Genomic DNA, 14,399 nt, shown 5'->3' on the forward strand with positions numbered 1-14,399 from the left:
ATGGCTTGATCATAACGCCGCCCCTGGATAACCTCAATTCATGTTTATTATATTTGGCATTCCATTTTGGAATGGCTGGTGCCGATGGATACACAATTACTGAAGGCGTTCGTGACCGTGGTGGACCAGGGCTCGTTCTCTGAGGCGGCCGAAACGCTTCACCTGACCCAACCGGCGGTCAGCAAGCGACTGGCGACACTGGAACAGCAGCTCGGCGGCCCGCTCATCGAGCGGGGAGCCCGACAACTCCGCCTGACCGATGCCGGAACCCGTCTGCTGCCACACGCTAGACGGATTCTCGACGAACTCCACAACGCCCGCCTGTCACTGACCGATCCGGGCAGCGAGGTCGCCGGCCCTCTGCCGTTGATTGCGAGCCACCACATCGGCCTGCACCACCTGCCTGCGTGGCTTCGCCGACTGAACCGTGAACACCCCGCCGTGAATGTCGCGCTCCAGTTCATGGACTCGGAGAGTGGCTACGGCCAGATGCGACGCCGGACTGCGGAGCTGGCCTTCGTGACCCTCAACGACAGCATGGACCGCACCTTCGAAGTCCACGCGAGTTGGCTGGACCCCATGGCCTTTGTCTGCAGCCCGGACCACCCACTGGCACAGATGGTAGCCCCCGGGCTGACCGAACTGGCACGCTACGACGCCCTGCTACCTGAGGCTGGCACCGCGACCTACCGGACCATCAGTCGGCTGTTTCTGGAAGCGGACCTGACGCTGCGCCCCCAGATGCCAACGAACTATCTGGAAACGATCAAGGTCATGACGGGCGTCGGCCTGGGGTGGAGTGTGTTACCGCAACGCATGGTGGACCACTCGCTCAAGACGATGCCGATTCCCCATCCGGTCACGCGGCGACTGGGCGCCGTCGGACTGAGGGGCCGGATACTGAGCCCGGCGGCGCATGCCCTGCTGGCCATTGTTGAGGATGAAGCGCCATAGGGAGCCGGCCTCAGTGGTCGAAATCCGGGGTGGGCGGCGCCTGCAACCCCCGCCACGCAATGATCAGCGCCAGCACCATCGACAGCGCCGCGCCCCAGAATGCCGCTTCCGTGCTGATGCCATCGACCAGGAAACCGGACAACCAGGAGCCGACTGCGCCGCCCGCACCGAACGTCAGACCGCTATAAAGCGCCTGCCCCTGCCCATGATGGTGATGACCGAAGAAGCCCTGGATGTACTGGACTGAAATCGCGTGCAACGCCCCGTAGGACGCCGCGTGAAGGCACTGGGCGATCACCAGCAGGACCAGATGCTCGGTCAGCTCGGCGATCATCACCCACCGGACCATCGTCAGCGCCAGCGCCGCCAGGGCAATCTGCCGCACCGTGAAGCGACGGAAAACATGGTGCATGACAAGAAACAGTCCGATCTCTGCCAGCACACCCAGCGACCACAACAGCCCGGTCGCCAGCTTCCCGTAGCCGTACTGCTCCAGATGAATACTGAAGAACGTGTAGTAGGCGCCGTGGGAGACCTGAAGCAGGAAATTCATGGCGAAAAAGGCGATCACCGACGAATGAAGCACAATCGCCTTGAGGCTGCCGGCGGGGGCCAGGGGTTTTGGCTGGGGGTTCTCCGCCCGAACCAGCAGGGTCGACAGGATGATGCCCGCGAAAAGTGGCAACAATATCCAAGGCAGCAGATCGACGGGCACCCAATCGAGCACCGCACCGACGCCGGCCACCGAGGCGATGAATCCCACCGAACCCCAGAGCCGGATGCGCCCGTATTTCTCGCGACGCCGCCCCAACCCCTGCAGCGTAATCACCTCATAGAGAGGCAGAATGGCATTCCAGAAAAACGTGAAGGCCAGCATCACGAGCAACAGTCCGTAGAAGCCAGGCTCGAGAAACACGCCCAGGAAACACACCGAGCCGATGACAGCACCCAGCCGCACCAGCCGGACTCGTTGCCCGGTCCGGTCGCCCAGCCAGCCCCAAACGCTGGGCGCCACCACTTTGGTGAGCTGGATGGTGGCCATCAATGTCGCGATCTGGAGGTAGCTGAATCCCCGGTCCTGAAGATACAAAGACCAGTACGGCAGCAACGCTCCGAGTAGCGCGAAAAACCAGAAGTAGAGACCCGACAGTCGCCAGTAGATGTCGACGCTCCGGTTATTGCCGGTTTTCGATGTCCGGCGTCGTGGTAGTGACGTCGGCATTCTGCCCGCGTTGGCGCAGGTAGTGATCCATCAGCACCAGCGCCATCATGGCCTCTGCGATCGGTGTGGCCCGGATGCCGACACACGGATCATGACGCCCGGTGGTGATCACCTCAGACTCCGCGCCCGCCGTATCAATACTCCGCCCCGACAGTCGCAGACTGGATGTCGGCTTGAGCGCGATGCTGGCCGTAAGGGGTTGTCCCGTGGAGATACCGCCAAGAACGCCGCCCGCCTGGTTCGACAGGAAGCCCTCTGGCGTCATCTCATCCCGGTGCTCCGTGCCCTTCTGGGTCACTGCCTCGAAACCGGCGCCGATCTCAACGCCCTTGACCGCATTGATGCTCATCAGCGCGTGGGCGAGTTCGGCGTCCAACCGGTCGAACACCGGCTCACCGAGCCCCGGCGGGACCTGGTCGGCAACCACGTTGATACGCGCACCAATCGAATTACCCTCTTTGCGCAGGGCATCCATGTAGTCTTCCATCTCGGGCACTTTGGCCGCGTCCGGACAGAAAAAGGGGTTCTGCGAGACCTGATCCCAGTCGAAGGCCTCGGCGCGGATCGTCCCGAGCTGGGACAGATACCCCCGCACCTTAACGTCCAGCCGTTCCGCCAGGTACTTGCGGGCAATGGCGCCGGCCGCAACCCGGATGGCCGTTTCGCGGGCCGACGAGCGACCACCACCGCGGTAATCGCGGACGCCATACTTGTGCATGTAGGTGTAGTCGGCATGGGCCGGCCGGAACTGGCCCTTGATCTTCGAGTAGTCCTTGGAGCGCTGATCCGTGTTCTCGATCACCAGGCCGATGGGCGTTCCGGTGGTACGCCCCTCGAAGACGCCGGAGAGAATGCGGACCTGATCCGCTTCGCGCCGCTGGGTGGTGTGACGGGATGTCCCGGGTTTGCGACGATCCAGATCCACCTGCAGATCCGCTTCCGTCAGCGGGAGCCCCGGTGGGCAGCCGTCAACAACGCCACCAAGCGCCGGACCATGGCTTTCCCCGAAGGTCGTCAGCGTGAACAGCTTTCCAAAGGTATTTCCCGCCATTTTCAGAGCCTTACTTTGAATGATTCACAAATTGCCTGAGGTCTTCCTCCTGAAGCAGGAAGACGCCGTGACCGCCCTGCTCCAGTTCGATCCAGGTGAATGGAAGCATCGGGAAGGCGGCCTCCAGCGCGACTTCACTGTTCCCCACCTCGCCGATCAAAACACCGCCAGGCGTCAGGTGGTCGGCCGCTCCGGTCAGTATACGACGCACCACATCCAACCCATCATCCCCTGCCGCAAGGCCGAGCGACGGTTCATGACGGAACTCGGCGGGAATGTCCGCCATGTCCTCCGCATCCACGTAGGGCGGATTCGCCAGAATGACGTCATAGCGCCCTGTTACCCCCTCAAACACATCCGATTGGATGGCGTGAACACGATCCTCGACACCGTGGAGAACGATGTTCTCACGAGCGATGCCGAGGGCGTCTTCAGAGACGTCCGTCAGATCCACCTGCGCTTCGTCGAAAACGAGTGCCGCACCAATACCGATGCATCCACTGCCCGTGCACAGATCCAGAATGCGCTCAACCGGCCGGCCGCCGACCCAGGGTTGCAGTTCGTTCGCCAGCAGTTCCCCCAGAGGCGACCTGGGAATCAGCACCCGTTCATCGACATGAAAGGGAATCCCCATGAACCAGGCTTCGCCAATCAGGTACGGGACGGGAACGCGGTCATGGACCCGACGGTCGATTCGCTCGGCCAGGCGCTGGCGCTCCTCCCGTGTCAGCCGGGCATCGAGAAAGACGGCGTTGTCATCCAGCGGCAGAGCCAGACTGCGGAGCACAAGAAACACCGCCTCGTCCCAGACATTGTCCGTGCCGTGCCCATAGTACAGGTCGTGAGAGGCAAAGCGGGTGCAGGCATAACGCAGCCAGTCCCGGATGGTCAGCAGATCGTCGCAGGGTTGTGTCGTCACGTGGCAAGTCCCGACCAGGTTATCAGTGAGCGGGCATTATACGCACTTGGCGCCAGTTCGTGTCTCGTCGGGTTAATTCGGGCCCATCAGCCCCGAGCTGTTCCCGCTGTCCTCGAATCGATCCAGTGCCTGGGTCATTTTCTGACGGCCCAGCTGAATCAACTCGGGCGCCTTGTGATAATCGTAGGTCCGACAGGCGCTTTTCGGCAGGTTGACGACCATGTCCGGCGGATAACCGGCAATCTTGTACTGGATCAGCGCGCTCTGCATGGTTTCGATCGACAGGTTCATGATGTCGAACTTGCCGATGTTCAGTTTGTCCCAGTCGATGCGGGCGGGATCATCGACGACGCCGTCGTCACTCTCCTGAACCGCCTTCTGCCGGCGTTTGCGCGCCTGGGCATCGGCCGCCTCTTCCGCGGTGGTCTGGGTCCTGCCACCGAGCGTTCGCAGCACATCCCAGTCGAACCAGCGCGACGCCTTGCTCCGGACCTTATCCAGCCACTCATCCAGGTCACTGTCCTCATCATCCTGGCGAAGCGACTCGGGCATCGATGGGCGACGCTGATCCTCCCCACCAAGGTTCACGGCAAAGATGTAGTCGGCGTGGGAGGCAATCGTCGGGATAATGGGTAGCGGATTGAGCAACGCACCATCCACCAGCACCCGTCCGTTCAGCACCACCGGCGTGACGACACCGGGAATCGCAATCGATGCCCGGATGGCCTGATGAAGCGACCCCTCCTGGAACCAGATTTCCTTATGGGACAGCAGGTCCGTGGCCACCGCTGTGTACGACGACGGCAGGTCTTCAATCAGGGTATCGCCAATCATGTCCCGGACCACCGAGAACACCTTGTCACCCCGGATCGCCCCCGGAGTGGACCAGGAGACATCCAGCAACCGCAGCACGTCAAACTGCCCCAGCCCGGTCACCCAGTCCTTGTAGTCCTGCATGCAGCCTGCGGCATGCAGACCACCGATCAATGCCCCCATGGAGCAGCCGGACGTGGCAACCACCTGATACCCCCGCTCCTCGAGCACCTCAATCGCGCCGATGTGGGCGTAACCACGAGCGCCACCGCTTCCCAGCACCAGCGCGACGGTTTTTGCTGGCACATCGCTGTGCCGATCCCGTGCGTCTGGCGACACCTGTTGTTCCGGATGATCCTGGTCGGTCACTGGTCTTCGTCTTCCGTTGTCTCTGCAGCCGATCCCGGCGGGCCAACCACCGTCAGCTCCACACGATTGCCCGACAGTCCAGTGCTGGCCGGTGAGATCGCCGGGCCGTTGTTCACGACGATCTGCTGGGAGGGCGGCACACCCAGTTTCTCGAGCAGCTTCTGGATCGCCTCTCCCACGCTGTCACCGCGTTCAAACGCGGCATCAAGCGACTCATCCCGGTCCGCTTCGGTGAAAATCGCAACAACGACGTGAGAACCGTCAACGCGCGCGTGACGCTGGAGGCGGTCACGCATCCGCGCGGTCCAGTCGAAGCGGTAGGTCCGTCCGTTTTCCCAGGGAATGACGAACGGGCCGGTCAGTCGTTTCGGCCCAAGGTCGAGCACCGGCAGTGCCTTCTCGTCCTCGACCGTGAAATGCTCCAGCCACAGGAAATCCCGCAGATTCCCGCGCGTGACGGTGTATATGGCGGCCATATTCAGCTTATCGGCCTCATCACGCCATGCATGTACCTCATAATGCTGGTTCTCGTCACGCCCATACAGCTTTGACTGACTGAACACATCGTTCGCCCACACATTGCTTCGACCACAACCCCGACCCTCACACGAAAAGAGTTCCCGGGCATCGCGATCAGCCAGCACCTGACGGTAGTGCTTACGCGCCGCGCTCAACGTGGCCTCTTCCCGAATCTGATAGAGATGCGCGTAACCCTCCACTGGAACGCGGGCCATCTTCTCGGACCGAATCTCACCACCGATTTCACGCAGCGGGCTGAGCATGATGAGATGGCTTTGTTCGTCCAGCGACTGTTCCTTTGACAGACTGGATGCCGAGTATGCCGGCAGGTCCGATTGAGGTGCCGCCATGACCGGCATCACTGCGAGGGCGCAGGCCGTAATGAGGGAAATTCGCAACCAGTCAGTGATCGATTTCGGCATTCAGAAACTCCGTAATGGTGGTCGCCACCGCTTTGGGTGACTCGTCCAGATGACAGTGATGGCCTCCGGTCACAACCCGTTCGGTCAGGTGCGCAATCGCTGCCCGCCGCTCGTCCATTGTTTTCAGACGGCCCAGCAGGCTGGACTCGGCGCGCACCAGCAGCACCGGAGCCTGGATGCGCGACAGGATGCCAAGAATCTGCGCTTCGTCAAATCGCATCAGCGAGGGATAGCGCAGTCGCGGGTCCGTGCACCATCGGTAACCGCCAGCACAGGGCTCCAGATTCCGGGACACCAACACATCAGCGGCCGACTCCGACAGCGGACTGAAACCGCCTGCCCGATCGGCGATGGCTTCGGCAACCGACGGGTAAACCTTCGGAGCGGAGCGCCCGCGCAATTGGCGCTCTATGCCCTCCCGCAGGTATCGCGACGATTCCTCCGGCTGTGCGGGCGGCGGCCCAAGACTGTCAATCAGAACAAGACGCCGGACCCGTTCCGGAAATGCCGCCGCGTAAAAGCTTGCAACAATGCCGCCCAGTGAATGGCCGACCAGATCCACCGGCTCCTGGTGATACCGGTCAAGCAAGGCCGCCAGATCACCCACGTAGTCGACAAGGCGGTACTCGGCTCCGCTCGGACGATGCCCGGAGTGGCCATGACCGGCGAGATCGATCGCGTGAAACCGCCTCTCGCGCGCCAGATCAGCAGCCAGCCGACGATGGGTCGCGGCATTGTCGAGCCAGCCATGCAGCCCGAACAGCGTCGGACGAGAGTCCATCTCGGGCCCGTCAGGCGACCAGCTCAGTCCCGCAAGCGACAACGAGGGCAGCTGCCACCGGACCTCACGAGCGGACACCGTCGTGGCCTCCGTGGCAGAGGGGGATTCGATGGAGGGGGTGTCCGGCACGCCAGACCTTACATTGTGTGAGTGGGACGGTCGGAGCCCAACGACCCGGCCAGATAGGACTCAATCTTATTCTTCGCCGTTTCGTCGTCCGCGTTGAATTGCACACCGATACCGGCCGCCCGGTTGCCCTGCGCACCCTTCGGCGTAATCCAGATGACCTTGCCGGCGACTGGGATCTTCTCGGGCTCATCCATCAGGTTGAGCAGCAGGAACACCTCATCGCCGACGTGATACTGCTTCTGGGTCGGGATGAACAGCCCACCATCACGGATGAACGGCATGTAGGCGGCGTACAGGACCGCCTTGTCCTTGATGGTCAGTGTCAGAATGCCGCTGCGGGCGCCAAATCCGGGACCCATAACCGTGTGTCCTTCTCTGTCTCAGTGTGTGCTCTGCTGTCAGGCTCGCTGCTGGCGCCGGGGCATCAGTGACTGCCAGTGGACCAACAGGCGTTCCGTTTCCAGTGCCGGACTGAGATTATAGCTCAGTCCACGGCGGCTCTCAGTAATCGCGTCCCGGAGCGTGTGAGCAGCGCCCGGGCTGTTGTGCCCGGCCAGGAACCGGAGGACCGGTGCGGCATCCGCATCGCGCCCGCAACCACCCGCCGCGAAACGGGCCATGTCCAGGGTCCAGTCTTCCATGAGGTCCAGTGTCGCTTCAATACCAATACTGACAAAGGGTTTGCTGGCTTCGTCGACCGGTTGCTGGGATTTAAGGAACGCCCGGAACGCGTTCAGGCACTCATCCCGCTGCGCCAGCATGCCCTCCCGTAGAAATGACAGGGCCTTCAACGGCGCGCCGCCGGCCATCCTCAGCGCCCGTTCCGGGTCTTCCTCCCCGACCGTCATTGAGTCAGCGGCGAGGGCATCGTGAAGCCAGGTACGAGCCACATCTGTCTCCGGTAGCGGCAATGTCAGGGACTGGCAGCGTGAACGAATCGTCGGCATCAGCGTCTGGCCAGCCCGCTGAAGCAGAATCAGCGTGACATCCTCCACCGGCTCTTCCAGCGTTTTCAGCAGTGCGTTCGCGGCACTGGTATTGAGCTGGTCCGCCGTTTCGAGAACGATGATTTTCCGGGCCGCCACCTGAGGGGATGCCACCGCAAACTCCCCCAGCGCCCGCACCTGATCCACCTTGATGACACGGGATTTTTCCGGCCGGTATCGCCGGATGTCGGGATGCGAGTCGCCATCGATGAGCTGGCACTGACGGCACTGGCCACACCGTGCCGGGCCATGCGGCGAATCACAGACAAACCGCTGAGCCAATGCCATGGCAAACAACGCCTTGCCGACACCGGAGCGCCCTTCGACCAGCAACGCATGGGGCAATCGACCGCTCTCAAAGCGTTCCACTAGACTCTGGAACGCCGGGGCCAGCCAGGGCATGGCGGTTGAGAGATTCAGGGGGGTTGTGTCTGTCATCCTGGCGTCCGCCCGGCTCCTTTCATCCGTTTCAGTAACCAGCGTAACCGGCGCCGTTCGCTCCCGCTGGCCTCGCCATAGTAATAATTGTTGATCGTGCGGGCAAAAGCCTGATGCAGCCGTGACTGTTCGGGGAAGCGTGCCGAGGCACGATCCGCCAGTTGAACTGGCGTATCGATGTGGGACGAGTCGACGCCACGACGCGCCAGCTGCCGCCGCCAGCGATGGAACAGTCGCTGAACCGGGTCCCGGTGACGCCCGGTCCGCTGACGCCAGGCCGTCACGATGCCCGCCACAAGCAGCGCTGCGCCAACCACCCCTGCCGACAGGTAGCCCAGCTTCGTCAGGCTCCAGTTCCCGGGCAGACGCCCCATCAGGTCCATCTGCGTCTGGCCCTGGTACCCCACAACCCAGCGCTGCCAGTGGTAATTGATGCGATCGATCTGCAGCGACGCCCACCGGACCAGTTCAATGTCGTGGTACTTCTCCGGCGACGCCCACTCGCCGGAGAGAAACGATCCCTCATCGGCCACCGCCTCCTGCAGCCCCTGCTCGATTCGTGCCGGCGATATGGCAGCGGTTGGGTCGATCCGCCGCCACCCCGCGCCGGGAATCCAGGCTTCCACCCAGGCATGGGCATCGTACTGGCGCACAATCAGATACTCATTGTCGGCACCGGGACTGCCGCCCTGGTAGCCCACGACGATACGGGACGGAATGCCGGCGGCGCGCAGCACGAACGCCGTCGCGCTGGCGTAATGGGCACAGAATCCCCGCTGGGCATCGAAAAGCAGTGTGTCCACCGGATCGTCCGGCATGGCCGGAGGCTGGAGCGTGTAATAGTACGGCTGATTCCGGAATCGCTGCATCAGGGTGCGGATCAGCGCCCGATCCGAGTCGTGTGCGCGGTCAAGCCGGCGGGCCAGTTGCCGTGAACGGACTTCCCCGGAGGCCGGCAGCCGAAGGTAGCGATCCCGTTCCCGCCCGGACAAGGCGGGCGCCCCGGTGGGCGCGCCATCCCGGGCAAGACGGTACTGCACCGCGGTATCGGCCGGGCGGCGAAACCGGAAAAGACCATCCTCCGTGCGCTCGACGTTGTTGGACACCGCGCGGGAATTTGCCAGACCAAAGGCCCAGCGCCGGTTTGTCGGCTCCATCAGCACGTCGTACTCGTCGTCTTTCAGGGAGCCAATGCTGCCTTCGGTCATCACCTTTCCCGCCGGTTCCGCCGGCCGGTCCCGGCTGGGGGTCCATTCCGTTCCGTCGTAGCGGTCGAGAATCAGTGCCCGCCAATACCGTTCGCGATGGGGTGGCGGCTCTCCCGGGAACGTCACGCGAAACGCCCGCTCGCTGCTCTGCGCCAGACTCGAGATCGTCCCGGGCGCCATGGTGTCCGAAATGCCGGTACGCGCCTGGTCGGACACCAGCGGGACGCTCCAGAGCGGAGAAAGCCTCGGGAAAAAGATGAACAGCAACACCACGACGGGCAGGGTCTTGAGGAACAATCCCGCGAGCCGTTTTCCACCAGAACGCAGCGGATGCGACAGATCCGGGGCATTCAGTACCTGAAGACCGATCAACAGGACCAGAATGGCGAAGAAATTCAGCAGCGACCAGAGAATACCCTGCTGGAACAGGAAGTTCACCGCCGCGAGATAGCAGAGGATAAAAAACAGAACGTAAAAATCCCGGGCGGTCCGCGTCTCCAGCCATTTGAGCGCAACCGCCAGCACAAAGAACGACCCCGCCGTTTCCACGGTAAATCGCCCGCCCACTGACGCCGTGTAGGCGGTGATCAACGCCAGCATGACCGCGCCTTTGAGGATACGGCCCGGCAGCCTGACCCGACCGGCCTGGGCCAGCCAGCGCCAGATCACGAGGAGGAGACAGGCTGCGAGCAGCCAGAGCGGCAGGCGCTGCCATTGCACGGCCAGCAGCATGGCAAACCCGCCCATGAGCCAGACCAATGCCCGGGCTGGTAACAGGCCTGCGGTCATGCGGCCTCCCGCGACGTTCGATGGCTCGCGTTTTTCGTCGATGCCGATTGCGCTTCAAGGCCAAACCGGCCGAGGGCTCTTAACCCTTCCCGACGATGCTCGGCGCCATTGTCCGGCCCCCGCTCGAAACCGGGGAACCGCAATCCCCAGGGCTGTCCGGCCCGCTCCCGGTCTTCCAGCAGCCACGCCAGGTAGCTCAGGCGTAGCTCACGATCGGCACCCGGCCAGGCTTCGAAATCAAGCCAGACCGGATCGCTGGCATCCCCTTCCCAATCGGCGATGACGAGTTCTCCAGTCCGGGCGTATCGCTTCCATTGCACACGCTGACTGAGATCTCCCTGGCGCCAGGGCCGAATGTCCACGTGATCCATCGCATCTTTTCGGCGCTGGTCACCGCTATCGCCCAAATGGTCAGCTCCGGACTCCGGTGCCGGACGAAGCGGGGCGGGATAGCACAATCCCTCCGACGCCGGTCGTATCCAGGACCAGGCACGGAGCAGACCAAACGGAAACCGTGTCTCAATCCGGATGCGGCTCACACGGACCGGACCACGTCGTGTGCCGCGGATGGGCAACCGAACACTGATGACTTCCTCATGGGTCACAGACACCGATCGCTCCGTGCCATCCTCCGTCATGAGCATCAACTGAATGGCGTCCCCACCGGCACGTCCCAAATGGAAGACGAATCCCAGCTCCTGGCCGGGAAAGCCCTCGCCCGCTTCCACCAAGGTGATTTCCGTGCCGGCAAGGTTGCGGTGAGTCTGGTGCATTGCCGCGACGAACAGCGCCCCTAACATGAACACCAGCAGGTAGATGAGGCTGTTCTGATAATTGATACCGGTGATCAGCATGATCACCAGCAGAAGGCCAAACACGACACCCGCACCCGTAGGCAAAATGAACACATTGCGTTGGCCCAGGACCTGATGGTCCGACCGCGGAATGCGTCGATTCACCCAACGACGCCACCGGTGTCTCAATGGATTCTTCATGGTCTCAGCGGGCATCCTGCAGTGTGTTCACAAATTCACCAAAAACCCCTTGAAAGGCCGCGAGGGGACACCGATACTCTAACAGAGGCGCCGTCTCTTCTTCTTACCAGTCAACCGAGGTCCCCGATGATACGCAGGAACGCCCTCATTGGTGCTGTCGTAACCGCACTGACCACGCCCGTATGGGCAGGCGTGGAGACGCTGACATCCGACGAGATGGTGGAGACCTATGTCGAGGATTCGACACTGATCGTCGTGCCGAAGGATCAGCGGAAAACGCGCGAGGAACGCAAACGGGTCCTTCAGTCCCTCACGATTTCCCCTGGAGAGCCGGTCGTGAGCGAATCCGAAGAGCAGGCCTACTCCTTCCTGCTTCGCGAAAGCGAGCGGACGGGACAGGACGACGCACTGACCAATGCGCAGGACCAGTTCGTCCGGAACGCCCTCCTCTTCCCCTCGGATCAGGTCCGCCAGGCACAGCCGGTCGCGAACCTGACACCCAGAACCATTCCGGTGATATTCGGTCAGCAGCCGGAAATCCCGGAAGCACCGTTCGTCCAGAATTTCCTCGGTAACCAGTTGGGCATCGGCTTTGACGGACAGAACGTCAACTTCTCCATTGGCAACCCGCCGGGTATCGATCAGATTCAGGTACCGAAAGCCATCAACGAAGGCCCCGTCCAGTTGACACCGAGGGCCGGAGGCGGGTTTGACCTGTCGATTGCCGTACCGGATCGCTGAGTGATGACATAACAACGGGCCTGCCAGAAAAGCCCCGATCCGTGAATGACTGTCGTGCGGTCACCAACTGATCGGGGCTTTTTTTTACAAAACGAATGGTATTTATATGACGAGCGGCCTTAGTGGCCGTAGATGACCATCTCGCTCTCGATCACCTTCATGTTGTCCATGGAGATTTCACCGATCGAATCACCACCAATCTTGATGGCGCCAATCCGTGTGTCAGAGATGTAACTCTCCGTCTTGATCGACAGCCCGTCTCCATTGGAGCTACCAACGCCCGACACCTTGGAGATGGTTCGGGTCGCCCGGACAAACTCGCCATTTAGCGGGTCACTGGCCTCATTCGGGTCCGGGTTGCCAAAGGTGCTGGCGCCCGTCACTTCGACATCCTCGATGGTCACGCCCAAAAAGTCGATCGTGGCATCCATGTCCGTGATCTTGAATGCGGACTCCACCTGGAGTTCGTCAGTCGCAGTGTCCACCTGCAGATCCAGTTGAGCGATCTCGCCTTCCAGACCGATGTTTGACGCCAGCAACGTCGAGTCACCGGACCCATCTGTGGCATCAAGCGATGCCGAGCCGATGCTGGCCCCGAAGTCGATCGGCACAGCGTTGCCGCTGCCATCCGTTTCCGTCGATGCCACCTTGATGAGAGCATCCCCGTCACCGGCCACGTCGATGTCAATCTTCAGGTTGTCCAGCTTACCCTCGACGCCGGCCTGCCCGGCCGTGTCATCACGACCACCAATCTGGATGTCGGAAAGGTTCAGTTCCCCTTCATGCGTGTAGGTCACGGTGTCCACACTCACCTGCGTTTCCAGCTCGATCGTCACGCCGGACTGGCCGGTGACATTCGACATGGAATGCTCATCCAGTGCCTTCAATTCCGCATGCGACGCCAGGGGGACGGCAGCGACTGCCGTCGCTAACGCCAATCGATTCAGACCTTTCATATACTTGTTCTCCCGTCAGTCATTCGATCTCAACGCGGCCTTTCCCGATGGCCACACCCGCACCCTATGGCGACACACCTCATGACACTGTGATGTAGGACATATTGAAATTCGGTAGTCCCCTAATGACAAATGGCAGACGTAAAAAAACGCCCCGGCGGACCGGGGCGTTTACTGTTTCCATCGCGCTTCTACACGATAGCTCCGTCAATATTACGGACGGATGGGCTGAGTGTTGCCGTCGGCGTGGCCATACACCACCATTTCCGTATCGGTAACGTTCAGGTTGTCCATTGCGATGGTACCAATGGACTCGCCACCAATGATCGTTGCACCAACCCGAACATCCGCCGTGATGTCATCAACGGAAATGCCCAGACCTTCTGTCGATCCATCAGCCGCAGTTGTTTTAGCGATTACCAAAGAGGCATTTGCAAACTGTGCAGCCGCGGTAGCGTTGGCCTGAGTTCCTTCAGTTTCGAAGAAGTCTGCACCCATGACTTGCATGTCTTCAACGGTTACGCCGAGGAAGTCCACGGTCATGTCCATGTCCACTACGTTGAACGACGTATCCACCAACAGCTCATCCGTGGCCGTGTCGACCTGGATGTCCAGAGCGGCGAGGTTACCCTCGATACCGATGTTGGAAGCCAGCAGTGTACTGTCGTTAGTATCGGTTCCGTCAAGAGTCGCCTTGCCGATACTCACACCGAAATCAATTGGCTCCGGATTGCCGTTAGCATCCGTCTCGGTAGTACCAACGTGAATCAGGGCATCCCCATCACCAGCGACGTCGATCTCAACCTTCAGGTTGTCGAGCAAACCGTCAACGCCATTGGACGCATCGCCGTCGCCACCGCCAATGTTGACGTTAGAGAGGTTGAACTGACCCTCGTCAGTGTACGTCACCGTGTCGATTCCGACTTGGGTTTCAAGCTCAATGGTCACACCAGACTGACCGGTGACGTTACCCATGGAGCTGTCGTCCATCGCCTTCAGCTCGGCTTGAGCAGCGAACGGAGCCGCCGCAATTGCGGTTGCCAGTGCGAGTTTATTCAGGCCTTTCATACTTATTCTCCTTAAAGGATTGTTATTTCCCGTACAGCT

General features: G+C 61.4%; 14 protein-coding genes. 2 read left to right on the forward strand and 12 right to left on the reverse strand.

All coding sequences use genetic code 11. The features are described from left to right. Positions 1-84 precede the first annotated feature (84 nt). A complete protein-coding gene (locus C8D92_RS04035; protein WP_116918473.1) occupies positions 85-954 on the forward strand; it encodes a LysR family transcriptional regulator in 870 nt (289 codons plus the stop codon). Positions 955-964: 10 nt separating this feature from the next. Here C8D92_RS04035 and C8D92_RS04040 read toward each other — a convergent pair whose 3' ends face one another. The 10 genes from C8D92_RS04040 to C8D92_RS04085 form a co-directional block, all read right to left on the reverse strand. Next, on the reverse strand, positions 965-2,176 hold the full coding sequence (locus tag C8D92_RS04040) for an MFS transporter (protein ID WP_116918474.1): 1,212 nt from the start codon (positions 2,174-2,176) through the stop codon (positions 965-967). After that, positions 2,130-3,227, reverse strand: a complete 1,098-nt coding sequence (gene aroC, locus C8D92_RS04045; RefSeq protein WP_116918475.1) for a chorismate synthase — start codon at positions 3,225-3,227, stop codon at positions 2,130-2,132. The genes C8D92_RS04040 and aroC overlap by 47 nt, the downstream gene beginning before the upstream one ends. Positions 3,228-3,237: 10 nt before the next feature. Next, positions 3,238-4,146 (reverse strand): 50S ribosomal protein L3 N(5)-glutamine methyltransferase, encoded by a 909-nt coding sequence (gene prmB / locus C8D92_RS04050; protein WP_116918476.1) that lies wholly within the window; start codon positions 4,144-4,146, stop codon positions 3,238-3,240. 72 nt (positions 4,147-4,218) lie between these two features. Next, a complete protein-coding gene (locus tag C8D92_RS04055) occupies positions 4,219-5,298 on the reverse strand; it encodes a patatin-like phospholipase family protein (protein WP_243402368.1) in 1,080 nt (359 codons plus the stop codon). Between the two features lie 26 nt (positions 5,299-5,324). Next, the gene (locus C8D92_RS04060) at positions 5,325-6,269 is read right to left on the reverse strand and encodes a DUF4892 domain-containing protein (RefSeq protein WP_095612276.1); all 945 of its coding nucleotides are present in this window, start codon (positions 6,267-6,269) and stop codon (positions 5,325-5,327) included. Next, positions 6,250-7,179, reverse strand: coding sequence for an alpha/beta fold hydrolase (locus C8D92_RS04065; RefSeq protein ID WP_243402349.1), 930 nt, complete (start codon positions 7,177-7,179; stop codon positions 6,250-6,252). The genes C8D92_RS04060 and C8D92_RS04065 overlap by 20 nt, the downstream gene beginning before the upstream one ends. Before the next feature lie 8 nt (positions 7,180-7,187). Further along, positions 7,188-7,538, reverse strand: coding sequence for a PilZ domain-containing protein (locus tag C8D92_RS04070; RefSeq protein WP_095612275.1), 351 nt, complete (start codon positions 7,536-7,538; stop codon positions 7,188-7,190). Between the two features lie 39 nt (positions 7,539-7,577). Next, positions 7,578-8,603 carry a DNA polymerase III subunit delta' gene (gene holB / locus C8D92_RS04075; RefSeq protein WP_116918478.1) on the reverse strand — a complete coding sequence of 342 codons (1,026 nt, stop codon included), beginning with the start codon at positions 8,601-8,603 and terminating at the stop codon, positions 7,578-7,580. Then, complete coding sequence (locus C8D92_RS04080; RefSeq protein ID WP_116918479.1) at positions 8,600-10,600, reverse strand: transglutaminase TgpA family protein; 2,001 nt, start codon at positions 10,598-10,600, stop codon at positions 8,600-8,602. The genes holB and C8D92_RS04080 overlap by 4 nt, the downstream gene beginning before the upstream one ends. Beyond that, complete coding sequence (locus C8D92_RS04085; RefSeq protein WP_243402350.1) at positions 10,597-11,478, reverse strand: DUF58 domain-containing protein; 882 nt, start codon at positions 11,476-11,478, stop codon at positions 10,597-10,599. Before C8D92_RS04085 ends, C8D92_RS04080 begins: the two co-directional genes overlap by 4 nt. Before the next feature lie 243 nt (positions 11,479-11,721). On the opposite strand from C8D92_RS04085, the gene C8D92_RS04090 reads away from it, so the two are divergent. Next, on the forward strand, positions 11,722-12,336 hold the full coding sequence (locus tag C8D92_RS04090) for a hypothetical protein (RefSeq protein WP_116918481.1): 615 nt from the start codon (positions 11,722-11,724) through the stop codon (positions 12,334-12,336). 119 nt (positions 12,337-12,455) lie between these two features. Here C8D92_RS04090 and C8D92_RS04095 read toward each other — a convergent pair whose 3' ends face one another. Together C8D92_RS04095 and C8D92_RS04100 are read right to left on the reverse strand one after the other, a co-directional pair. After that, the gene (locus C8D92_RS04095; protein ID WP_116918482.1) at positions 12,456-13,292 is read right to left on the reverse strand and encodes a DUF6160 family protein; all 837 of its coding nucleotides are present in this window, start codon (positions 13,290-13,292) and stop codon (positions 12,456-12,458) included. Between the two features lie 213 nt (positions 13,293-13,505). Next, positions 13,506-14,360: a DUF6160 family protein gene (locus C8D92_RS04100; protein ID WP_116918483.1), complete on the reverse strand. Its 855-nt coding sequence runs from the start codon at positions 14,358-14,360 to the stop codon at positions 13,506-13,508. Positions 14,361-14,399: the final 39 nt, after the last annotated feature.

Source organism: Tamilnaduibacter salinus (genome assembly GCF_003096655.1).
Taxonomy (GTDB): Bacteria; Pseudomonadota; Gammaproteobacteria; order Pseudomonadales; family Oleiphilaceae; genus Tamilnaduibacter; species Tamilnaduibacter salinus.

What these genes read in the sequence shown, in the direction of transcription:
- C8D92_RS04035 (WP_116918473.1), top strand. Translation starts at nt 85, where the DNA reads ATGGATACACAATTACTGAAGGCGTTCGTGACCGTGGTGGACCAGGGC.
- C8D92_RS04040 (WP_116918474.1), bottom strand. Translation starts at nt 2,176, where the DNA reads ATGCCGACGTCACTACCACGACGCCGGACATCGAAAACCGGCAATAAC.
- aroC (WP_116918475.1), bottom strand. Translation starts at nt 3,227, where the DNA reads ATGGCGGGAAATACCTTTGGAAAGCTGTTCACGCTGACGACCTTCGGG.
- C8D92_RS04060 (WP_095612276.1), bottom strand. Translation starts at nt 6,269, where the DNA reads ATGCCGAAATCGATCACTGACTGGTTGCGAATTTCCCTCATTACGGCC.
- C8D92_RS04070 (WP_095612275.1), bottom strand. Translation starts at nt 7,538, where the DNA reads ATGGGTCCCGGATTTGGCGCCCGCAGCGGCATTCTGACACTGACCATC.
- holB (WP_116918478.1), bottom strand. Translation starts at nt 8,603, where the DNA reads ATGACAGACACAACCCCCCTGAATCTCTCAACCGCCATGCCCTGGCTG.
- C8D92_RS04080 (WP_116918479.1), bottom strand. Translation starts at nt 10,600, where the DNA reads ATGACCGCAGGCCTGTTACCAGCCCGGGCATTGGTCTGGCTCATGGGC.
- C8D92_RS04090 (WP_116918481.1), top strand. Translation starts at nt 11,722, where the DNA reads ATGATACGCAGGAACGCCCTCATTGGTGCTGTCGTAACCGCACTGACC.
- C8D92_RS04095 (WP_116918482.1), bottom strand. Translation starts at nt 13,292, where the DNA reads ATGAAAGGTCTGAATCGATTGGCGTTAGCGACGGCAGTCGCTGCCGTC.
- C8D92_RS04100 (WP_116918483.1), bottom strand. Translation starts at nt 14,360, where the DNA reads ATGAAAGGCCTGAATAAACTCGCACTGGCAACCGCAATTGCGGCGGCT.